The sequence below is a fragment of the Mesorhizobium sp. G2-6-1 genome, assembly GCF_055809095.1.
The window spans coordinates 164,988-186,463 of record NZ_JBVVTF010000001.1 but is presented as its reverse complement, the minus strand read 5'-3'; the positions used below and the strand labels follow the sequence as shown (position 1 = coordinate 186,463).

At 58.4% G+C, this 21,476-nt stretch carries 17 protein-coding genes and 2 pseudogenes; 16 read left to right on the top strand and 3 right to left on the bottom strand.

The window, feature by feature from the left end; translation table 11 throughout:
• Window positions 1–4 precede the first annotated feature (4 nt).
• From AC0L7S_RS20500 to AC0L7S_RS20460, 9 genes and pseudogenes are all read left to right on the top strand, one after another.
• On the top strand, window positions 5–841 hold the full coding sequence (locus AC0L7S_RS20500; RefSeq protein ID WP_473474564.1) for an ABC transporter permease: 837 nt from the start codon (window positions 5–7) through the stop codon (window positions 839–841).
• A complete protein-coding gene (locus AC0L7S_RS20495; protein WP_473474563.1) occupies window positions 838–1,974 on the top strand; it encodes a DmpA family aminopeptidase in 1,137 nt (378 codons plus the stop codon). Before AC0L7S_RS20500 ends, AC0L7S_RS20495 begins: the two co-directional genes overlap by 4 nt.
• A gap of 537 nt (window positions 1,975–2,511) precedes the next feature.
• Window positions 2,512–3,789 (top strand): flavin-containing monooxygenase, encoded by a 1,278-nt coding sequence (locus AC0L7S_RS20490; protein ID WP_473474562.1) that lies wholly within the window; start codon window positions 2,512–2,514, stop codon window positions 3,787–3,789.
• 17 nt (window positions 3,790–3,806) lie between these two features.
• A complete protein-coding gene (locus AC0L7S_RS20485) occupies window positions 3,807–4,223 on the top strand; it encodes a RidA family protein (RefSeq protein ID WP_473474561.1) in 417 nt (138 codons plus the stop codon).
• Window positions 4,224–4,227: 4 nt separating this feature from the next.
• A complete protein-coding gene (locus AC0L7S_RS20480; RefSeq protein ID WP_473474560.1) occupies window positions 4,228–4,902 on the top strand; it encodes a DUF1028 domain-containing protein in 675 nt (224 codons plus the stop codon).
• 17 nt (window positions 4,903–4,919) lie between these two features.
• Window positions 4,920–6,415, top strand: a pseudogene (locus AC0L7S_RS20475) (aldehyde dehydrogenase).
• 55 nt (window positions 6,416–6,470) lie between these two features.
• The gene (locus AC0L7S_RS20470; protein WP_473474559.1) at window positions 6,471–8,540 is read left to right on the top strand and encodes an oxidoreductase; all 2,070 of its coding nucleotides are present in this window, start codon (window positions 6,471–6,473) and stop codon (window positions 8,538–8,540) included.
• Window positions 8,537–8,818, top strand: a complete 282-nt coding sequence (locus AC0L7S_RS20465) for a hypothetical protein (RefSeq protein ID WP_473474558.1) — start codon at window positions 8,537–8,539, stop codon at window positions 8,816–8,818. The genes AC0L7S_RS20470 and AC0L7S_RS20465 overlap by 4 nt, the downstream gene beginning before the upstream one ends.
• Window positions 8,746–9,672: a M20/M25/M40 family metallo-hydrolase gene (locus AC0L7S_RS20460; RefSeq protein ID WP_473474557.1), complete on the top strand. Its 927-nt coding sequence runs from the start codon at window positions 8,746–8,748 to the stop codon at window positions 9,670–9,672. The genes AC0L7S_RS20465 and AC0L7S_RS20460 overlap by 73 nt, the downstream gene beginning before the upstream one ends.
• Window positions 9,673–9,712: 40 nt before the next feature.
• Here AC0L7S_RS20460 and AC0L7S_RS20455 read toward each other — a convergent pair whose 3' ends face one another.
• Both AC0L7S_RS20455 and AC0L7S_RS20450 read right to left on the bottom strand, forming a co-directional pair.
• Entirely contained in the window at window positions 9,713–10,642 is a 930-nt protein-coding gene (locus tag AC0L7S_RS20455) for a LysR substrate-binding domain-containing protein (RefSeq protein WP_473474556.1), read from the bottom strand.
• A 105-nt stretch (window positions 10,643–10,747) separates the two neighbouring features.
• The gene (locus tag AC0L7S_RS20450; RefSeq protein ID WP_473474555.1) at window positions 10,748–12,304 is read right to left on the bottom strand and encodes a 4-hydroxyphenylacetate 3-hydroxylase family protein; all 1,557 of its coding nucleotides are present in this window, start codon (window positions 12,302–12,304) and stop codon (window positions 10,748–10,750) included.
• Window positions 12,305–12,705: 401 nt separating this feature from the next.
• On the opposite strand from AC0L7S_RS20450, the pseudogene AC0L7S_RS20445 reads away from it, so the two are divergent.
• From AC0L7S_RS20445 to AC0L7S_RS20415, 7 genes and pseudogenes are all read left to right on the top strand, one after another.
• Window positions 12,706–13,238, top strand: a pseudogene (locus tag AC0L7S_RS20445) (ABC transporter ATP-binding protein); the annotation flags it as partial.
• Window positions 13,227–13,778, top strand: coding sequence for an ABC transporter ATP-binding protein (locus tag AC0L7S_RS20440; protein WP_473474634.1), 552 nt, complete (start codon window positions 13,227–13,229; stop codon window positions 13,776–13,778). The pseudogene AC0L7S_RS20445 and the gene AC0L7S_RS20440, both read left to right, overlap by 12 nt.
• Window positions 13,775–14,716 carry an ABC transporter permease gene (locus AC0L7S_RS20435; RefSeq protein WP_473474554.1) on the top strand — a complete coding sequence of 314 codons (942 nt, stop codon included), beginning with the start codon at window positions 13,775–13,777 and terminating at the stop codon, window positions 14,714–14,716. Before AC0L7S_RS20440 ends, AC0L7S_RS20435 begins: the two co-directional genes overlap by 4 nt.
• The gene (locus AC0L7S_RS20430; protein ID WP_473474553.1) at window positions 14,713–15,516 is read left to right on the top strand and encodes an ABC transporter permease; all 804 of its coding nucleotides are present in this window, start codon (window positions 14,713–14,715) and stop codon (window positions 15,514–15,516) included. The genes AC0L7S_RS20435 and AC0L7S_RS20430 overlap by 4 nt, the downstream gene beginning before the upstream one ends.
• A 33-nt stretch (window positions 15,517–15,549) precedes the next feature.
• Window positions 15,550–16,566 (top strand): extracellular solute-binding protein, encoded by a 1,017-nt coding sequence (locus AC0L7S_RS20425; RefSeq protein WP_473474552.1) that lies wholly within the window; start codon window positions 15,550–15,552, stop codon window positions 16,564–16,566.
• 50 nt (window positions 16,567–16,616) lie between these two features.
• Window positions 16,617–18,275 (top strand): amidohydrolase, encoded by a 1,659-nt coding sequence (locus AC0L7S_RS20420; protein WP_473474551.1) that lies wholly within the window; start codon window positions 16,617–16,619, stop codon window positions 18,273–18,275.
• Window positions 18,262–19,851: a GMC family oxidoreductase gene (locus tag AC0L7S_RS20415; RefSeq protein ID WP_473474550.1), complete on the top strand. Its 1,590-nt coding sequence runs from the start codon at window positions 18,262–18,264 to the stop codon at window positions 19,849–19,851. Before AC0L7S_RS20420 ends, AC0L7S_RS20415 begins: the two co-directional genes overlap by 14 nt.
• A gap of 655 nt (window positions 19,852–20,506) precedes the next feature.
• Here the strand turns inward: AC0L7S_RS20415 and AC0L7S_RS20410 are convergent.
• Window positions 20,507–21,415, bottom strand: coding sequence for a LysR family transcriptional regulator (locus tag AC0L7S_RS20410; RefSeq protein ID WP_473474549.1), 909 nt, complete (start codon window positions 21,413–21,415; stop codon window positions 20,507–20,509).
• Between the last annotated feature and the right edge of the window lie 61 nt (window positions 21,416–21,476).

The window sequence follows — 21,476 nt, the reverse complement described above, 5'->3', positions numbered from 1 at the left end:
CAACATGAGCAATCTTGTATCATTTCTCCGAAACTGTCTTACCGCATACACGGCAATCTTCTTTGCCTTTATCTATCTGCCACTGGCGCTGATTGCCGTTTATTCGTTCAATTCGAACCCGGTGAACATGATGACCTGGTCCGGGTTCACCACCGACTGGTACTGGAAGGTGCTGGGCTTCAAGACGACCGTTTCGGAGGCTTCGCTCTATATCGAATCGACCGACCAGTTACTTGCGGCACTCCGCAACAGTCTGCTGATTGCGGGCAGTACCACGAGTATGGCCACTGTGCTGGGGACCGCAATCGCACTGGCCCTGCACCGCTACAATTTCTATGGCGCACGCTTCTACCGGGCGCTGATGTTCATGCCTATGTTAATCCCTGATATCGTGCTTGGCATCGCGCTTCTCATCTTTTTTGTAAATGCAGGTATTCACCTCGGCATCATCACGATTATCATCGGCCAGTGCACGTTCCTGATTTCCTATGTTTTCATCGTGGTATCAAGTCGTCTTGCCGGTATGGACCGCAGCCTCGAACATGCATCCGCTGACCTCGGCGCCAACGAATGGACGACCTTTCGAAAGATAGTGCTGCCGCAACTGATCCCCGGTGTTGTTGGCGGCGCGCTGCTGGCCTTCATCATTTCGATGGATGACCTGGTCATCACCTACTTTATTGCAGGCGTCGACGTAAGCACGCTTCCGATATTCATCTTCTCCATGCTGCGACGAGGAATAAAGCCGGAAATCAACGCTATCGCAGTGATGATGCTGACTTTCTCGTTCGTCGTGGCCTCAATCGGCCTTTACCTTCGCTCACGTCAGAAATGGTCATGAACAACACGAACAAGCCTTCCAGGAAATTGCGCGCGCGCGAATTGGGCCTGCCATTCACCGGCACGACCGGGCAACACAACGCGATCACCGATGTTCCCGGTATCGCCGTCGGGCTGCGCACTCTGAGCGAGGACGCGCCGCGGCCGGGCCGCGCAATACCCGTGCGCAGCGGTGTCACCGCAATCGTGCCGCATCCGCGCTCGGATGTGCCCGTGCCGGTGTTCGCCGGTGTTCACAGGCTCAACGGCAACGGCGAGATGACCGGAACGCACTGGATCGAGGACGGCGGCTATTTTCTTGGGCCGGTGACGATCACCAATACGCATAGTATCGGCATGGCGCATCATGCGACGATCAAATGGATGCTCGAGCGCTACCACTCGACCTATCAAGCAGAAGAACGGCGCTGGATCATGCCTGTGGTGGCAGAAACCTTCGATGGTATCCTGAATGATATAAACGGAATGGCGATTACAGAAGCCGATGTGCGCGCCGCTCTTGATGCGGCTTCTACAGGATCGGTTGCAGAAGGTAACACCGGTGGTGGCAACGGCATGATCGCTTATGGCTTTAAGGGCGGAACGGGCACGGCATCGCGGCGCGTGACACTCGGCGGACTGGCCTATACAGTCGGGGTGCTTGTTCAGGCCAATCACGGCCAGCGCGAATGGCTGACGGTGTGTGGTGTGCCGGTAGGTCGCTATATGGCTGACGATACGCCACCAAGCCGGATGGCCGAGCGGGGTTCGATCATCGCGGTGGTTGCCACGGATATCCCGATGGCGCCACACCAACTCAAACGGGTTGCGCGCCGCTGCACAATCGGCATAGGCCGCAACGGATCGCCCGGTGGGAATAATTCGGGAGACATTTTCCTCGCATTCTCGACCGCAAATCCTTTTCCGCTCGCTTCTTCCGGCGCGCTTCGTACCATAAATATGCTGGATGATGATCTTTTCGACGCCGTCTATATGGCGGTCGTCGATTGCGTCGAGGAGGCGGTGGTCAACGCGATGCTGGCAGCCGACGACAGCGGCGGTACACAGTACGACCGCTTCAAGATCGAGGCCATTTCTGCTGACAATCTCCTCCGGATTATGAGCCGCCTGTCCGACTTGCCGACTGTGGGGTGAAATCTCCTAATGGTTCGAGACGATCAAGAATGAGCTGATACGGCATCTAAGAACATTCATGAGCGGAACTCACCATCTTGAATTGTGCCTCGAGTTCAGCATCCGTTCCCGATAGGCGTTTAGCATCGCCGTTATCGAACTCCGGCCTATTCAACAGTCCCCCGGTCTTGTGCGGTTCCAGGGCGAGAATTTCCCGGCCGCGAGTCCAACCGTGATTTTCGTGCAGCCGAGTCCGCATGACGCTGACTATCTGGTGGAATGTGGGAGTGGCCAAATGAAACCCTTGCTGATCCGTCGCGGCAAGAATTTCTAACCCCAGTTCTCTTAGATCCTCAAATAGCCCACCTCGCGGGAATGCGGAACGTAGGAAATCGCGTGGATCGCTACGCATTTGCAGAGGCATGAACCTGAGTTTAGAGACAAACTAATCAATGCTGCAAGAAATCGTAATTTTCGCCCATCCTCCCTCCGTTTAGAAAATTCGACAATGCCCTTCGCGGGCGCAAAATGTCGTTATATCAACGAAGGGATCGCTGAATGCCCGTGGAAAAGATTGATACGCTGGTTGTCGGGGGAGGTCAGGCCGGCATCGCCGTTAGCGAACATCTGGGCAATGCTGGTGTCCCGCACATCGTGCTGGAAAAGAACCGTACTGCGGAAGCGTGGCGCACCGGTCGCTGGGATGCACTGGTGGCAAATGGGCCTGCTTGGCACGATCGCTTCCCTAATCTTGAATTCGAGGGCAATGATCCCGACGAATTCGTCTCCAAGGACCGTCTTGCGCAATATTTGGTAGACTACGCCGCGATGATTAACGCGCCAATCCGGGAAGGTGTCGAAGTGATCGAGGCGACCCGGTTCCCCAGCTATGGCGGTTTTCTGGTCAAGACCAGCAAGGGCGACATCGAGACGCGCCGCATCGTGGCCGCAACTGGCGCATTTCAACATCCAGTGTTCCCTCCCATCGTGCCCGAAACCGAAGGTGTGCAGCAGATGCACTCGTTCCATTACAAGAACCCGGATCAACTCCCCAAGGGGGCAGTGATGGTCGTGGGCGCTGGGTCCTCGGGAGCGCAGATCGCCGATGAACTCAACCAGGCCGGTCGCAGGGTTTTCCTGTCTGTCGGCCCGCACGACCGGCCGCCGCGGCGCTACAGGGGTCGTGACTTCGTCTGGTGGCTAGGGGTTCTCGGCCTTTGGGATCTGGCCGCGCCCGCGCCTGGTACCGAACATGTGACCATTTCGGTCAGCGGCGCCTATGGCGGTCGCACCATGGATTTCCGTCGGCTGGCTGGCGAGGGTGTGATCTTGACGGGCTTGACCAGAGCCTATGAGAACGGTGTTCTCAGCTTTGCCGATGATCTTCAGGTCAATGTGGCGGCGGGTGACGCGAACTATAACGAATTACTTGATATGGCCGACGCCTATGTGACCCGCACCGGCCTTGATCTGCCCGAAGAGCCCGAAGCGCGCGATGTCGTCCCAGATCCTGATTGTCTGGCCAATCCACTGAAGGGGATCAATCTGGTTGAAGAAGGTGTGACCTCTATCATCTGGGCGACCGGGTTCCGTCAGGATTTCAAATGGCTCAAGGTCGATTCGTTTGATGCGAAAGGCGCGCCGATTCACCAGCGCGGCCTGTCGGTCGAGCCGGATGTGTATTTCCTGGGCTTGCCGTGGCAGTCGCGGCGCGGGTCATCCTTCTTGTGGGGCGTCTGGCATGACGCGAAACACATCGCCGATCAGATTGAGATCCAGCGGTGGTATCAGCGTTATGATGGCTCGGCAGCCATTGTTTCGACCGCCGCAGAATGAGCCGAGGAGTAACGACGATGGCGCATACCCGCATTCGCAAATTCAACACCAAAGACAGCTATCCTGAGCAGAACCTCAGCAACGATCTGTGCCAGGCGGTTGTCACCCAGGGCGGCAAGATCGTCTGGCTTCGCGGCCAGTGCCCGCAAAGCCTTGATGATGCCAAGAACATCGACAGCCACGATCCGGTCGAACAGACCCACAAGGTGATGCAGAACATCCGCCAGCTGATCGAAGAGGCCGGTGGCAAGATGGAACATCTGGTCAAGGTCGTCGTCTACATCACTGACGTGCGCCACCGCGAGGCGGTGTATCGCACCATGGGTGAATATATCAAAGGCGTGCATCCGGTCTCGACCGGCCTTGTGGTGCAGGCGCTGGCACGGCCTGAGTGGCTGGTCGAGATCGACGGCACCGCCGTCATTCCGGAGTGAGGCCATGACGTTTTCACTGGTCGTCCGCTGCGCGGAAACCGGCATGTTCGGGGTGGCTATATCCTCCTCTTCGCCAGCGGTTGCCGCGCGATGTTCCTACGCTCGCGCCGGGGTCGGTGCCGTGACCTCGCAGAACGTCACCGATCCAACGCTGGGCCCATTGGCGCTGGACCTGATGCAGCAGGGCAAGACGGCCGCAGATGCGATCGCCGAGGTGCAGAAACGCGGCAAGTTTATCGAATACCGTCAGGTGCTGGCGGTCGACGCGACCGGCGCGACGGCGATCCATTCCGGGCCGAACTCGCTGGGTGTTTTTACACAGGCGCAGGGCCACAATGTCGCCTCTGGCGGCAACATGCTGGCCAATGATGGTGTGCCGCAGGCTATCGTCGATGGGTTTCTTGCGGCCTCTGGTCACTTGGGGGATCGACTGATTGCCGCGATGCGCGCCGGGCTGGCGGCAGGCGGTGAGGCCGGGCCGGTGCATTCGGCGGGAATGATGATCGTTGACAAGGTCGCCTGGCCGGCGGCCGATCTGCGCTGTGACTGGACCGAAGAGTGCCCGATCGAAGCTATCGCCGGGGCCTGGGATGTCTACAAACCGCAACTCGACGCCTACATTCAGCGTGCTCTCGACCCGCGTGAGGCACCGTCCTATGGCGTGCCGGGCGACCAATAGCACAGGAAGGAATACCCATGCTGGATCACTTCCATCAGGATTGGCATTCAAAGGCCGCATCGCTGCGGTTCCGCAATCAGGCATTTATTGATGGACAATTCACCGATGCGGTGTCGGGGCGGGCCTTCGACAGCATCAACCCCGCCACCGGTGCGGTGCTGACAAGCGTGGCCGAATGTGACGCTGCTGATGTGGACCTTGCCGTTGACGCCGGGCGGCGCGCATTCGAGGACGGGCGCTGGTCGCGCATGGCGCCGGGAGATCGCAAAGCGGTGCTGCTCAAGCTGGCCGACCTGATCCGTGCCAATCTTGAGGAAATGGCGCTTCTGGATTCACTCGACATGGGCAAGACTATCACTGATGCGACTACAGTGGATGCGCCCGGATCGGCGCATTTCTTTCAATGGTACGCCGAGGCGATCGACAAGCTATATGATGAAGTCGCGCCAACTGGTCCCGGCGATCTGGCGCTGGTGCGCCGCGTGCCGCTCGGTGTCGTCGGGGCGGTCGTGCCGTGGAATTTTCCTCTCGACATGGCGACATGGAAAGCCGCGGCGGCGCTTGCGGCGGGCAACTCGGTTGTTCTGAAACCGGCTGAACAATCGCCGCTGTCTGCACTGCGCTTGGCCGAACTGGCTTCCGAGGCCGGCGTTCCCGACGGTGTGTTCAATGTGGTTCCCGGATACGGCGCGACAGCGGGCAAGGCGCTGGGGTTGCACATGGATGTCGATTGCCTTGCCTTTACCGGTTCGACCGCGATCGGCAAGATGTTCATGCAGTATTCCGGCCTGTCGAACCTGAAACAGATTTGGCCTGAGACAGGGGCAAAAGCCCTAACATCGTCTTTGCCGATTGCGGTGATCTGGACGCTGCCGCCGATATGGCCGCGTTCGGCATCTTCTTCAATCAGGGCGAGGTCTGCTCGGCCAACTCACGGCTGTATGTCGAGCGGTCGGTCACAGACGCATTTGTCGATAAACTGGTCGAACGCGCCGCCGCAATGCAACCGGGCGATCCGCTAGACCCGGCTTCGAAGATGGGTGCCATAGTCGATGAAAAACAGACTCAGGGCATTATGGGGTTCGTCGAGGCAGGAAAGAAAACCGCCGATCTTGTCGCGGGCGGTGAACGAGTTCAGATCGACGGCAAGGGCTGCTTTGTGCAACCGACGATCTTCTCGGATGTGAGCCACGACGATCCGCTTGCCCGGGACGAGATTTTCGGCCCTGTCCTGTCGGTTATCCCGTTCGATAGCGAGGCTCAAGCCATCACCATGGCAAATGACTCGATTTATGGGCTGGCAGCCTCGGTTTGGACGGAGAACCTTTCGCGCGCCTGCCGTGTGTCCGACCAGCTGAATGTCGGCACCGTTTCGGTGAACACGGTCGATGCGCTCTCCGCACAGACGCCATTTGGGGGGATGAAGCAATCGGGCTTTGGCCGCGATCTGTCGCTTCATTCGCTGGACAAATACACTGCTCTCAAGACCACCTGGATCAAATACAAAGCCTGATACTCTGGCGCAGGGCTGTCGTAAGGCAGATCCAACGCCTGTCAAGGAGACGAAAATGCGCGAGCCCCGCTATGATATTCTGTTCGAACCGATGCAGATCGGCCCTGTCACCGCTAAGAACCGTTTCTATCAGGTACCGCATTGCAATGGTGGTGGCTATCGTGATCCGTCTGCTGCGGCCGAGATGCGTGGCGTTAAGGCGCAGGGCGGCTGGGGCGTGATCTTCACTGAACAATGCGAGATGCACCACACATCGGAAATTACACCGTTCATCGAGCTGCGGTTGTGGGAGGACAGGGACATACCGCAGCTGCGCCGGATGTCGGAGAAGATGAAGGAACATGGCGCGCTGGCCGGTATCCAGTTGGCCTATTCCGGTATCAACGGCCCGAACCTTTACACCAAGGAGGTGCCTCTTGCCCCTTCGGCTTTGCCGATTCGCACCTTCACCAATGACCCGGTGCAGGCCCGCGCACTGTCAAAAAGCGAGATCGGCGACCTACGGCGCTGGTTCGTGAATGCCGCCAAGCGGTCAAAAGAGGCCGGGTTCGACCTGATCTGTCTTTACGGCGCGCATGGTTTCGGCATTTTCCAGCATTTCCTGAGCCGCGCCACAAACCAGCGCAGCGACGAATACGGCGGCAGCCTCGAAAACCGCTCGCGATTCGTCAACGAAGTGGTTACCGACATGCGCGCCGCGGTCGGCGACACCATGGGGATCACGCTGCGCGTCAGCCTGGATGAAACCATCGGCGAGCTGGGATTTTCCAACGCCGAGGTGCGTGACTTTATCGAGATGAACAAAGATCTGCCCGACCTGTGGGATCTGGCCCAGGGAACATGGGAGGATTGCTCCGGCCCCTCGCGTTTCAAAGACGAGGCCGCGCAGGAACATTTGGTGCGCGGCATTCACGAGTTGACGGGTAAGCCCATCGTCGGCGTCGGCCGTTTCACCTCGCCCGATGTCATGGCAAAGATGGTGCGCAGCGGCACGCTCGACTTCATCGGCTGTGCACGGCCGTCGATTGCCGACCCGTTCCTGCCCAAGAAGATTGAAGAAGGTCGGATCGAGGACATTCGCGAATGTATCGGCTGCAACATCTGTATCACCGGCGACATGACCCAGTCGATCAGCCGTTGCACCCAGAACCCGACATTTATGGAAGAATGGCGCAAGGGCTGGCACCCTGAACACATGAACGCCAAAGGCGACAGTCAAAATGTGCTGATCATCGGAGCCGGCCCAGCCGGATTGGAAGCAGCGCGCGCGCTTTCGGTGCGCGGGTATGACGTGGCGGTCGCAGAGGCCGGGACGGTTTTGGGCGGGCGCGTTGCTCGCGAAAGACTCCTGCCGGGTTTGTCCGCGTGGGGCCGCGTGGTGGACTATCGCGAATATCAGATCAGCCAGAAACCCAATGTCGAAACATATTTCGACAGCCGCTTGACTGCCGACGACATCATGGAATTCGGCTTTCAGAATGTGGCTATTGCCACAGGTGCGACCTGGCGGAGTGATGGTGTCGCGCGCCAGCATGTTGTGCCGATGCCGATTGCTGACGGCGCGAAGGTGTTCACGCCAGACGACCTGATGGACGGCACTATCCCTAGCGGTAATGTCGTGATCTTCGATGACGATCATTATTACATGGGCGGTGTCCTGGCCGAACTGTTGGTGAAACAGGGCGCGAAGGTGACGCTGATCACCCCTTCGGCCTTCGTATCGGACTGGACCAACAACACGCTGGAACAGGCGACGATCCATGCCAGGCTGGACGAGTTGGGCGTCGATATCGTCCTGAATCGCGGTGTGGTCGAAATTGGCAAGGATCATGTGGTGTCAAATTGCGTCTATACCGGCAAGACCCGGACCTATGAGACGGATGCAGTGGTTATGGTGGCATCGCGCTGCGGCAACGATCAGCTTTATCACGAACTTGTTGCGCGGCAGGACGATTGGGCCGACGCCGGTATCCGGTCGATCAAGCTGTTTGGCGATGCCGAGGCTGCCGGACCGATCGCCTGGGCCACCTATGCGGGTCATCGGTATGCGCGTGAGTTAGATACCGCACCGCTGGGCGATGCGTTGCCGTTCCGCCGTGAAATCACCGAACTGGCCGCGGAATGAACGGAGCTACACCCCACGCCAACACACTGGACATTCTCGACCGTCTGATCGGGTTTGACACGGTCAGCACCGAGTCAAATCTGGCGCTGATAGACTATGCCGAGGAGCTGCTGGTGAAGGCGGGTTTTCAAACCTACCGCATTCCGGATCCCGAATTGCCCAAGACCGGGCTTGTCGCTAGGATCGGCGGCAAAGGTCCGGGGGCGTGCTGCTGTCGGCGCACAGCGACGTGGTGCCGGTCGAAGGTCAGCCTTGGACTCGACCGCCTTTTGAACTGACGCGAGAAGGTGATAGGCTGTACGGGCGCGGCACAACTGACATGAAGGGCTTTCTTGCCTCGATGCTGTCGCTGGCGGCAAGGACGTGCGATACGCCGCCGGATCAACCGCTCATGTTGGCGATTTCTTATGACGAGGAGGTCGGGTGTCAGGGCATCCGCAAGATGTTGCCCGGCTTCGAACGCCTTGGATGGCGCCCAGATCTCTGTATCGTCGGGGAACCCACATCAATGCATCCGGTGACCGGGCATAAAGGCAAGGCGGCCTTCCATGCCATTTGCCGTGGCACTGCTGGCCATTCGGCGCTGGCACCCCGTTATGTCAACGCGCTGCATCTAGCCAGCGAGGTGCTCGCGAGTTTGCGCCGGCTCCAGGACGAATTCGCTTCGTCGAACGTGCAGGACGCTGGCTATGATATTCCGTATTCCACTGTTCATGCCGGGCGGATGTACGGTGGTACTGCCCTCAACATTGTTCCCGACAGGGCCGAGATTGAGTTCGAACTACGCCACCTTGCTACCGACAGTCTGGAAGAGTTCCAGAAGCAACTGACCCATGAGGTCGAGGCGCTTGCCGCACCTTGGCGTGCACGCGACCCCGCAACAGGCATCGAGATCGCGCTGACCAATACTTATCCCGGTCTCGACGTCGAACCTGATGATCCGGCCGTAGGGCTGGTGGCAAAGCTTTGCGGGTCGGATGCGAGGCTGAAGGTGGCTTTCGGAACCGAGGCGGGCTTTTTGCGCAACTCGGGATTCCAACAGTTGTCTGCGGGCCGGGCGACATGGAAGGGCAGGGGCACAAGCCGGATGAATATCTGGAAGCCGGGCAACTGGCCGCCTGCGACCGGATGATGGATCGAGTTCTGGCCGGTCTCGACTGAAGGCCTGAGGTTCAGCGCGCGCCGAGAAGCCTCTCGGTTCGGGTTCCAATCCACTCCTGCGCGTGGCCCAGGAACGCCTTGTGCAACTGCGTGTGGTCCGATTCTGAGCCCATCAGAATCCCCAGATTCATCGGCCGTTGATCGCCGGTCAGCGGAATGAACCGCAGCGGTTTGCCATCCGGGGCGAGGTCGTTCAGCGGGCGGAGGTTCACGATCGAATAGCCAAATCCATTCGCCACAAGGCCGCGCATCACGGCCATGTCGCGTGTGCGCTCGGTGATGTTCGCGTGCAACCCTGCGCTGGTGAAAAACGACAGGAAGTAGTCCGTGCTGTGCGGAAGATCGAGCAGCACCATCGAGAAGGGAGCCAATTCCTCGACCGAGACTGCGGACAGATGGGCCAGCGGATGGGTTTCGCTCAGTGCCACGATCGGTGGCAGTTCGAGGATCGGAAAGAAGGTAAGGTCGCGCGGCAGGTCCAGGTCGTAGGTCAGGGCAAGATCGATCTTGGCTTGGCGCAATAGGCCGAACAACTCGGACTGGTCAGCCTCGATCTGGCTGATGCGGACGTCGCTGTACTGCTCCACGAAACTGCGCCGCAGGCCGGGAAGCAACATCTGGGCGAAGGTGCTCAGGCAGCCGATTGATAGAGGGCCGCGAACCGAGCCCGAAAGATCGCCAGCCAGATCGCGCAGCACCGCAGCCTGACGCAAGACGATCTGTGCTTGATCCAGCAGTTTTCGCCCCGCAAGTGTCGGTGCTAGGCCCTGCGCGTGGTGGCGTACGAAAAGCTTGATGCCCAGTTCGGCCTCGAGCTGCGACACCCCTGCCGAGATTGACGGCGACGACACGTTCACCTGCTGCGAGGCGGCCGCAATGCTGCCAGTCTCACCGACGGCGACGAAATATTCCAGTTGCCGCAGCGAGTAACGAAGTGGCATCTCTCCCCCCAGTTTCGGTATTGCCACGTATCCGCCGCAATGCTTGCGTGTGGACGGCAGACCGCCTGCCGGGCATCTGGGCTCATCATTGGCCGAAACCCGTTACTACGGCAAGTTTTTCTCGATAATAACAATCTCGGCCAATGGCCGGCTGCGCTCCGGCAAGTCCGGCGCATACCAATCCCCGTATGTCCCAGCACCCGGTATTGCGCGTCCTTCGCCAAGGATCTTGTTCGCGAGCCCAGCCGCATCCCGAACCAGAGCCAGCGGTCCTTCCCAATCGAATTGGTGATAGACCGATGCCAGATGTGCGTGCGGCGGCGATTGGCCAAAGAGCTGGAAGGCCAGTCTATGGCCTGCATAGTCGGAACTCACCAGATCACGGACAAAGGCCATCAACTTCCGGCGGTCCTCGGCGCCACAGTCTTCGTTCAGGGTATAGTATTTCTTGAGCCAGCCGGCGGTTTCGGGTGCCTCAAAAGCGGCGGCGCTCGGTGTGAGTGACAATTGCCCACCGCAAAGCTCACGTGCCACGTTCATCATTTCGTGCAGTTGCGAGACCGCCAGCACGCGGCCCGCGTAAAGCAGGGATTGATTCGGCATCATCAATCCCGCGGGCGATTTCTGACCCAGAGCGATGGCCGCGGTTAGGTGAGCATGAATCCCTTCGCGCCAGACAGCCAGCTTGACTAGCTTGTCGCGTGCACCTTGTTCTTTGTCGAGCCCCGTCTGGCGGCAGTTCAGCATCGCCGCGCCGATCAGCATGTCGCCGAAGATCAGGATACGCTGAACGAAGACAAAGGCCGAATAGCGGTGCAGCGTAGCACGGATCAGCGTCGCCGCCCGCGGTTGGCGATTGAACAGGACGTTTTCCCAAGGGATCAGCACGTCGTCGAAAACGACCAGCGCCTCGATCTCATCGAACCTGTTCGACAGGGGATAGTCGCGTTCGGTGCCCGGTCGGGTAAAGCCGGATCGGCAGATGAATCTCAGTCCTGGTGCGTTCAGATCGCTGACGAACCCGACTGCGTAGTCCTCGGGCAGTGCATCGCCCCAGTTTGCGAGGTTCGGCTTGGTATAGGCCAGGTCAGCATAGGGAGCGCCGGTCTCGAACTTGGCGCCGCGCACGATGATCCCGGAGTCGGTTTCGCGCACAACGCGGAGCAGCATGTCTGGATCCTGTTGCGACGGCGGGCGCGACCGGTCGCCTTTCGGATCGGTGTTGGCCGAGATCCGGAACAGATCGTCCTGACGCGAGGCCACGATATGGGCGTCGATGTTGCGTGCATATTGCGGATCCATATCCACCAGTGCATCCCGGCAGTCATAAAGCGACCAGAATTCGCTGATTGTCTCGTCACCGGTGCACGTCGCGATTCCGCCGACCTGTGCGAGAATGCGAGCGGTCGCGCGCCTCTTGGCCCACCAGTCCGTTTGCGAGAAGGGCAGAGCCCCCGCGACTGTGCAGGTCTGGCCATTAACGGTTTTGGTCAGAATATCGCAGTGGTCCGGATCGTGCTGCATGTCGTAGATTTGCGCGCGCAGATTGACCAGTGGCGAGAAAGTTGGGTGCGCGGTTACGTCTTCGATCCGTTCGCCGTCCACGTAGATGTCCCGTTTGGTTCGAATCGCATCGCGATAGTCCTGGCCTGTGCGGATCATGCCCATCACTCCGTAACCAGCGCGTCTTCGTTGGCGGTTGTCATGCTGACATGACGTGTGAGCAGATCGAAAGAAGGTGTTTGCTTTACACTGCTTCGGCCATGCCTAAGCAGAAGTATCTGATCGCGCGTCCACGATGTTCGCAAGCCCGTCCCGCAATCCCGTCGGTCTGCTGGTTAGTTCGGGTGCATTCCCATAAAACAATAGAAGAAAACACGGAAGCGGTAACGGAGCCGTGGAAAGAGACCCTAAGCTGTCATGTTTAGCTTCATCCTAATCAGCGGTTACGGAACTACTCATTTATCGGGGGTCGTCGCTCTGCTTTTAATTCCCCGATTGACGCAACCACAAGACCACCCGCCAACATTCTCGGCTCGTCGGGTCAGTATGAGGATAGCCAGATGAGCCAACAGAACGCTGTCGAAGTGACCCACGTTTCAAAAAGATTTGGGTCGTATCAGGCGCTGAGTTCGGTCAGTTTCCATATTCGGGAGAATGAATTCTTCACGATGCTTGGCCCATCGGGATGTGGCAAAACCACTCTGTTGCGTATGATGGCGGGTTTTGAGATGCCCGATACTGGCAACATCTTGCTGCATGACCGCGATATCGTGAACACCCCCCGCACAGGCGTCGGGTGAATACGGTGTTTCAGAACTATGCATTGTTTCCCCACATGACGCTTGAGCAGAACGTCGCCTTCGGTCTGGAAAACCTCGGGCAGGACAAGGCCCGCATCAAGGCCCGGGTGGGCGAGATGCTGGAGCGCGTCCACATGAGCGCTATGGCCAAGCGCAAACCCACGCAACTTTCGGGTGGGCAACGTCAGCGCGTGGCGCTGGCCCGTGCGCTGGCGCCCGAGCCCAAGGTGTTGTTGTTGGACGAACCACTTTCGGCTTTGGATTTGAAATTGCGTCAAGCTATGCGTGATGAGCTCCGCAGCCTTCAGCGCGACACCGGAATCACCTTTGTATTTGTCACCCATGACCAGGAAGAGGCCCTGGAAATGTCCGACCGCATCGCGGTTCTTGGCAGCGGCGAGGTGCAGCAGATAGGAACGCCCTCGCAGATATATGAAGAACCCTGCAACCGCTTTGTCGCGGATTTCGTGGGTGAAACGAACTTTCTGGATATCGAGGTGTTGGAGGCGCACGATCATACGGCCACCGTTCGCACACCTTTCGACCAAGTCATCACCGTTCCCTCACCAAGCGGAATAACAGCAGGCAAGGCAACCCTGTCGATCCGTCCGGAGAAGCTGAACCTTGGCGATCAGGTCCAGGGTATCGATTTTAAGGCCCAAGTCGTCAATAAACACTATCTTGGAGGATATACGCATTACCTGCTGTCGGCCAATGGTACCAATATCCGTGCCTCGCGGCGCAATGCGTCCCGTGAAGGCGATACAATCGATGTCGGAAGCACGGTGCATGTAGGTTTTGTCGAAAATTCGGCGCGGGTGCTGGCGGCATGATCGAGGCGACCCATCCCGCCACCGATGCCGGTGTCGGTGCCGCAGCGGGCACACCAACACGCCGAGGTTCGGTCAATCTCGCCTATCTCGGGTTGCTGCCGTCGTGGCTGCTGATGGGTGTCGCGTTGCTGTTCCCGATACTGATCGTGGTCGCAGTGTCGGTGGCTCTGCGGGGTGCATATGGCGGATTCGAGTGGGGCTTCGATCTGTCTGGTTACAAACAGATCCTGTTCAACGAGGGTTGGACCGGAGAAATGGAATTCACCCCGCAATATGTGATCATCATCTTGCGCACCTTGGGTCTTGCCGCCGTAACCACGTTCTTGTGCCTCATCCTTGCGGTGCCGGTCGCCTATTTCATCGCCGGCCAACCCACCCGGCGAAAGGCAATACTGGTCTATCTGGTCACCCTGCCGTTCTGGATGTCGATGATCCTTCGCATTTATGCCTGGATGATCATCCTGGGCAAGGACGGCCCGTTGCCGCGGTTTCTGGAAGTCTTCGGCGCCTCGCCCGGTCTGAGCCTGATGTATAACGATGGCGCGACGCTGGCTGCGATGGTCTATACCTATATTCCGCTGATGGTGCTGCCGGTTTTCGCCTCGATCGAGAAACTCGACGGCACGCTGATCGAGGCTGCGCATGACCTTTACGGCAACCGCTGGACTGCACTGCGCCGGGTGATCCTGCCGCTGACTGCGCCGGGTATCGCCTCCGGTGCCATCCTCGTCTTCGTTCCGGCGCTGGGTGCGGTGCTAGAGCCGATCCTGATGGGCGGTGGCAAGCAGATGATGATGGGATCACTGATCCAACTGCAATTCGGTGGTGGCCGCAACTGGCCGTTCGGTTCTGCCATCGCTGTGACACTGCTGGTCTTCGTGATGATCGTCCTGATCTTTCTGGCCCAACGGACCGCCCGAAAGGAGAGCACGGCATGAGCAAGCATCGCGACGTCAAGCATTACCCTGGCCTTGGCGCGCTGAGTGTGGCCTTTTTTGTCTACCTATATGCGCCTCTGGCTGTGGTGATCCTCTATTCCTTCAATGCCAACCGGATCACCAGTGTCTGGACCGAGTTCTCGTTCAAATGGTATGGATCAGCGTTGAATAATGACGCACTTATGGGGGCTCTGAAGACATCTCTGATCGTCGCGGCGATTGCCACTGTGATATCAACTGCCATCGCCCTCATGGCGGCTCTGGCAGTCATCCGCGGCAAAAACGTCCGATTCCGCAAGTTGTCGGAAACCATCGTTAACCTGCCCCTGCTCTTGCCCGAGATCGTGCTGGCTGTCGCAACGTTGATCCTGTTTTCGCTGATCGGCCTTCAAAATGGTTTGCTCAAGCTGGTCATCGCGCATTCGGCCTTTTGTACGCCGTTCGCCTTCTTGCCGATACGGGCACGGCTTCAGGGCATGTCGATGGATTTCGAGGAGGCTGCGAGCGATCTCTATGCGCCGCGTTGGACGGTGTTCCGCCGAGTGACGCTGCCGCTGATTTTTCCAGGATTGTTTTCGGGCGCGATGCTGGCGTTCCTGATCTCGATGGACGACTTCATTACATCGAACATGCTCAGTTCGGGTGGAACGACGACCTTGCCGGTCTACATCTTCTCGCTGATCCGAGCGGGCACGTCACCCGAACTAAACGCCATAGCAACGTTGCTCATTCTTGCATCACTCGTGTTGGCAACCATCGCGTTGACTGTCGCCGCGCGTGGCGTTCGAGAAGAAAACTGAAAACTGAAAAACGATGTTCAACAGGAGGAAACCATGAACAAATTTCTTACCGCAACTGCCATCGTGCTTTGTCTGGGAACCAGTGCACAGGCCGAGGGAAGTCTGAACCTCTACGTCTGGTCGGAGTCGATCGCGCCGGACCTGATCGAGAAGTTTACGAAGGAATACGACGTGAATGTCAACGTGGATGGCTATACCTCGAATGAGGATCTGCTGACCAAGCTACAGGCGGGCGCTTCTGGCTATGATGTCGCCTTGCCGTCACAGCACTTTTTGCGGATCATGATCGACGAGGGTCTGATTGAGAACTACGGTGCCAACAAGCTGAAAGCCTATGATCAGATTCAGGAGCGCTGGCGCAACCAGTGGTGGGACCCGACTCAGGAATATTCGATCCCCAATTCCTACGGTACCGCGGGCTTTGTGGTGAACACTAAGGAATACGCCGGGCCGACAGACAGCCTGAAAGATTTCTTTGAGCCAGATGAGCAACTGAAGGGCAAGATCGCCATGCTCTCCTACCCGGACGAGATCATTGGCACCGCGCAGCTCTATCTCGGCATTCCGTTCTGCACCGAAGACCCGACCGAGATGAAAAAGGTGCTCGACTTGCTAGTGGCGCAAAAGCCATATGTAGCTGTCTATTCGTCAGACAACATCGAAGGCCGGTTGGGTTCGGGTGAAGTTGCGACACATTTCTGGTGGGATGGCGAGACCGTGCGCGCGATTGCCACTGGTGCGCCGTTGAAATATGCGATGCCCAAGGAAGGGTTGGTCGGCTGGATCGACAGTTGGGTCATCCCCAAGGGTGCGCCGAACCGCGAGAACGCGATCAAATTCATCGAGTTCATGGCTGAGCCGGAAAACGCGACCATCGAGATGAACTATTACGCGCATTCCTCGCCGCTGACCGTGATTGACGCAAAAAAGAAATACACTGAGGAAAAGGCCCCCGCGCTATACCCGACGGTACCGGTGGAAATGTCACGCACCTGTTCACCCAAGGCGCAGGACCTCGTTACCAAGGTCTGGACGCAACTGTTGCAGTAAGCGTTTGAAGCGGGGGTCATCATCACGGCCCCCGCACTATGGAGAATTTCATGCCCGCTGATCTGGTCATCCTGAACGCGCGGACCCGCCCGCGTTTTGCCACCGCCGGCACCACGGCGGTGGTCGTGACCGGTGGCCGCATCCTTGTCCTCGGCGACGATGCAACCATTCGTACCCATGTCGGCCCCGAAACCCGCGTCATTGATGCGGGCGGGCGCGAACTGATGCCCGGCTTTGTCGAAAGCCACCTGCATTTGTTTATGGGGGGCACGTCATTGTCGATGCTCAATCTGGGTAACACGTTCGGGTTTGATGCGACCCGCACTGCTTTTCACAAATTCCTGCGAGACAACCCCGGTGACGACCTGCAGTCGGGCTTTGCCGCCAATTACACCATTTTTGGTAAGGATCGCCGTCCCGACAGGCATGACCTGGACAAGATTTGTTCCGACCGCCCGATCTGCCTGGTGGCGGTCGATCTGCATTGCGCCTGGGCGAATACCCGTGCGCTGGAACTGGCCGGAATCCTGCACGGTGCCGATGTTGGTGCTGGTTCGACGGTGGTGATGGGCGAAGACGGGCGCGCCACCGGCGAATTGCGCGAATTCGCAGCCATGCATCGGATCAAGATGATCTCGAAGCTTAAGGGGCGCGACGGGCTGAACTATGCCGGTATGGACGATATCCCCGAAGAAGACCGAGCCCATGACCGCAATCTGATTGCGCAGGCCGGCGCCTATTGTGCGCAGCACGGCATCACCCATGCCGTCAACATGGATGGCAATCCCTATCAGGCAGGCCTGATGCGCGATCTGGTGCAGACCGGGGACATGCCGGTGCGGGTCAGCCTTCCGCTTAAACTGGTTGAGAGTGACGGCCCCAAAGGGGTAGCGCGGATCGACATGTTCGGTGAAGAAGTGCCCGGCTGGCTGCATTTTGGCCGGATCAAGCTCTTCCTGGACGGGGTCTATGACACGTGGACCGCATTGACCGTCACCGATTATCCGGACCGCCCCGGTTTCCGCTCCGAACCGCTGATCGCCCCGGAGGTTTTCAACGCAATCTGTATCGAAGCAGATCAGCGCAGCTTGCAGGTGGCTACCCATGCGGTCGGCGACGGTGCCGTGCGCGCTGCCATCAACGGCTATGAGGCCGCCGCAAAGGCTAACGGTACACGAGATGCGCGTCACCGGATCGAGCATATCGACACGATCATGCCAGCAGATCTCGACCGGCTGAAACCCTTGGGCATCGTCGCCTCGATGCAGCCAGTCCATCCGCCGGGTTCTGCCGGTCTGCCGCTTGAGCCGACCACCACCATCATGGGGCGCACCCGCTGGAATACGGCGTTTCCTTGGAGCATGATCCGTGAACGTGATATACCGCTGGCGTTCGGCACCGACTGGCCGGTTTCGCCGCTCTCGCCGCTCCATGCCATCCACTGCGCATTGACGCGCCAGCCCTGGGCCGATGACGCACCGGATCAGCGGATCAGCCTGGACGACTGCCTTTCGGCCTACACGACAGGCGGTGCCTATGCGGATTTCTGCGATGATCGTCGCGGTGCGCTGAAGCCTGGTTTCGACGCCGACTTCGTCCTGATCGACGGACGGCTGGAGGATTTGGCCGAGACCGCCGAGGCTGCTTCGATTGTCTTGACCATCTGTAACGGGCGCGTCACATATGAGGACACCGATGCCAACTTTTGACAATATCGTCGTCGGAGCGGGATCTGCAGGATGCGTGGTGGCGAACCGGCTCTCTGGCAATCCCACCAAGCGCGTGTTGGTGATCGAGGCGGGCGGATCAGAGCGCGACCTGCGCGTAAAAGTGCCCGCAGGGATTCTTGCGATGTATGGTCGGCCACGCTTTGACTATGGATTTGTCGGCACGCCGCAGCCGGAGATGAACAATCGCCGCATTCCGGTGAATCGTGGTCGGATGCTGGGCGGTTCATCTTCCCTCAATTCCATGCTCTATATCCGTGGTGCTGCGCAGGATTACGACCAATGGCGTGACCTAGGCTGTGAGGGCTGGGGGTGGGACGATGTACTGCCGATCTTTAAAGATATCGAACGCAATCGTAACAGGCAGGATCCGACCTATCATGGCACGAACGGCGAACTGAATGTTGCGCGCCCGACTGATCCCAACCCTGTCTGTGAAGATTTCATCGCTGCAGGCGAAACCCTTCAACTGCCCCACAACACCGATTTCAATGGACCGTCCCAGTTGGGGTTGGGCGTCTATGATGTCACCCAGAAGGATGGGATCCGCTTTTCGGCCTACAATGCCTTTCTTCAGCCGGTCCGGAATCGGACCAACTTGACCATATGGACAGATACACAGTTGAAGCAGTTGATCCTGTCCGAAGGCCGCGTGATCGGGATTGAGGTGGTGCGCAATGGTGAGACGCAGCAGGTCGGATGCACTAACGAGGTTGTCCTTAGCGGCGGCACGATTGGTACCCCGATGGCGCTGATGGCCTCAGGCATCGGCCCGGCAGACATGCTGAAGAAGGCGGGCATCGACGTGGCGCTCGATCTGCCTGGCGTCGGCCGGAACCTGCGCGATCACGTCGATGGGATGATCACTGTGCGCAGCCGATCGACGCGGACCCTTGGGTTTTCGTTCGGAAACTGGCAGCGCCTGCTTGCGTCTCCTTTTGCCTTTGCCATGCGGCGCCAGGGTGAGCTATCGACCAACTACGTTGTCGCGGGCGGCTTCGCCAAGACGCCTCTGGCCGGCGATCTGCCGGATGTCCAGTTTCATTTCGTGCCAGGTTACCGTAGCCATCGGGGTAGGCTGGTCGAATGGGGGCATGGCTATGCTGTGCATACCTGCGTGCTACGCCCGAAATCTATGGGCGAGATTCGCATCGCGCGCGAAAATGGCGCGCTCGTCCCTGAAATCGACCACCGCTTGTTTTCCGATGAACAAGATATCCAGGTGCTGGTCGAGGGTATCAAGCTCGCCCGGCGGATATTCGCGGCCGAACCGATGGCCGGGCTTGATGGGCATGAGATGCTGCCGGGCCCCGATGTGCAGAGCGACGAGGAAATCGCGGCCTACCTGCGTGCCGAGGCGTTGACGGTTTATCACCCCGTGGGCACCGCGAAGATGGGCCGCGACCGCGTGGCTGTGGTCGATCCTGTTTCGATGAAGGTGCACGGGCTGCAAAACCTGCGCGTCGCTGATGCCTCCATCATGCCCACGCTCATAGGTGGAAACACCAATACGCCTTCAATGTTGATCGGCGAGAAATGTGCGCGAGCGATGAAATGACTCGAAAAAGACACTTCCTTCCGGGCGGCGGCGGAGATGTGTGGACGCCGGTCGCGACGGAACTTCGGGTAGATCGTTCGTCGGCTGGACTTGCCTGGTTTGGTGGAGAGCTTCTGTTTGTGATTTCTAGGATATGGCTGTAAAATTGCGTCGAACATGGACCCTGCGCGAACAGGCTCTATCATATTGATATAACAGAACAAATTGGTCGTTTCGTAATGGCGAAAATTGCGCCTGTCATAACCCTATTCCAACATCTGAAAGTGTAGTGGATTGGGTGGTTTGAAATTCCACTGCCGGGGTTACGGTTCGGCGCAATTTCACACTCAGTGCCTGCCTAAATTGCAAAATTGCGGCGAACTTTGGTCAGCCGTTCAAAGAATTCTATTATTCTGATTTGACATCATAAATTGGCGCGAAATGATCACGATCGTTAGCAAATCTGCGTCAGCCCAAGTTGGGTGAATTTTTGCATACAATGCCAGTTTTCGCCGCGAGGGCCGCCTTCGACGGGCACAATTCAAAACTATCGAGCTTGCTGCCCTTATGGAATTGACAATTTCCGCAATCCTACGCATGGCCATCCTCGTTCTGGTAAGCGAGGCTTCGGTCGGGAACCCATGGATGCAATGGTTCTGTCTCCCGGCGACATGTCTTAATTGGATCGCCAAGGCCGCTCCCCCTCGAGTTCGACCAGAAGATGGTCAACAAAGCGGCGCAGTTTTGGCGGCATTGGTGTGATCGACGGCCAGAGAGCGACGATTGGAAGGCGTCGGGTTTCCATGTTTGGTAAGATGCGCTCCAGTCTGCCCTTTGCAATCGCCGGGGTGGCGATGAAGCCGGGCAGGATTGCCAAGCCCAATCCTTCGATGGCCATGTCACGCATCGCTTCACCGTTGTTTAGCGTGATGCGACTGTGAAGCGTGGGCGGAACACCTTTGCCAAGTTCCCAGAGTTGCGCATTCGACAAATGATGATAGCCGATGATCTGATGAGCACCCAGATCGGCCAATCCTGTTGGTCGTCCGTACCGTTCCAGATAGGCGGGGCTGGCGCAAGGAACAGCTTCATCTTCGCAAAGCTTGCGCTGCATCAAAGCAGTGTCTCGCAGATGGCCGATGCGTATGGCGATGTCGAAGCCCTCGCGCAACAGATCGCGCGCTCGATCGTCATAATCAATGCGCAGGTCCAGCTCGGGATTCTGCGCCGCGAAGCCAGCAATAATTGGTGATAGATAAAGCGCACCAAAGCTCATAGGCGCGGCAATCGAGAGCGTTCCTCGCAGGGTGTCGTCGCCCCTTCCACCCCAGGCTGCACTTTCCGCGGCAGCCGTGAGTTCGGCGAGAGCCGGTCGCAGCCGGTCGTCGAGCCGAAGGGCAGCCTCCGTTGGCGTGATACGGCCTGCATTGCGCCGAAAGAGAGCTGCTCCAAGCGTGAGTTCGAGATCGGAAATTCGTTTGCTGATGACAGATTTCGACAGGTTCATCCGAGCAGCGGTGGCGGTGATGGTGCTAAGCTCCATCACGGCAAGGAAAGTCTCGATTTCGTCAAAAGTGTAGCGCATGGGGCGAGCTTATCAGGTGTCGCGTTGTTCGCAATAACAGAACGCGGCATTCGCTACCGTA

Coding starts and splice junctions, on each gene's coding strand:
- AC0L7S_RS20410 (WP_473474549.1), bottom strand. CDS start 21,415: ATGCGCTACACTTTTGACGAAATCGAGACTTTCCTTGCCGTGATGGAG.
- AC0L7S_RS20485 (WP_473474561.1), top strand. CDS start 3,807: ATGGCGCATACCCGCATTCGCAAATTCAACACCAAAGACAGCTATCCT.
- AC0L7S_RS20415 (WP_473474550.1), top strand. CDS start 18,262: ATGCCAACTTTTGACAATATCGTCGTCGGAGCGGGATCTGCAGGATGC.
- AC0L7S_RS20425 (WP_473474552.1), top strand. CDS start 15,550: ATGAACAAATTTCTTACCGCAACTGCCATCGTGCTTTGTCTGGGAACC.
- AC0L7S_RS20420 (WP_473474551.1), top strand. CDS start 16,617: ATGCCCGCTGATCTGGTCATCCTGAACGCGCGGACCCGCCCGCGTTTT.
- AC0L7S_RS20470 (WP_473474559.1), top strand. CDS start 6,471: ATGCGCGAGCCCCGCTATGATATTCTGTTCGAACCGATGCAGATCGGC.
- AC0L7S_RS20480 (WP_473474560.1), top strand. CDS start 4,228: ATGACGTTTTCACTGGTCGTCCGCTGCGCGGAAACCGGCATGTTCGGG.
- AC0L7S_RS20490 (WP_473474562.1), top strand. CDS start 2,512: ATGCCCGTGGAAAAGATTGATACGCTGGTTGTCGGGGGAGGTCAGGCC.
- AC0L7S_RS20435 (WP_473474554.1), top strand. CDS start 13,775: ATGATCGAGGCGACCCATCCCGCCACCGATGCCGGTGTCGGTGCCGCA.
- AC0L7S_RS20465 (WP_473474558.1), top strand. CDS start 8,537: ATGAACGGAGCTACACCCCACGCCAACACACTGGACATTCTCGACCGT.
- AC0L7S_RS20430 (WP_473474553.1), top strand. CDS start 14,713: ATGAGCAAGCATCGCGACGTCAAGCATTACCCTGGCCTTGGCGCGCTG.
- AC0L7S_RS20440 (WP_473474634.1), top strand. CDS start 13,227: ATGCGTGATGAGCTCCGCAGCCTTCAGCGCGACACCGGAATCACCTTT.
- AC0L7S_RS20495 (WP_473474563.1), top strand. CDS start 838: ATGAACAACACGAACAAGCCTTCCAGGAAATTGCGCGCGCGCGAATTG.
- AC0L7S_RS20500 (WP_473474564.1), top strand. CDS start 5: ATGAGCAATCTTGTATCATTTCTCCGAAACTGTCTTACCGCATACACG.
- AC0L7S_RS20450 (WP_473474555.1), bottom strand. CDS start 12,304: ATGATCCGCACAGGCCAGGACTATCGCGATGCGATTCGAACCAAACGG.
- AC0L7S_RS20455 (WP_473474556.1), bottom strand. CDS start 10,642: ATGCCACTTCGTTACTCGCTGCGGCAACTGGAATATTTCGTCGCCGTC.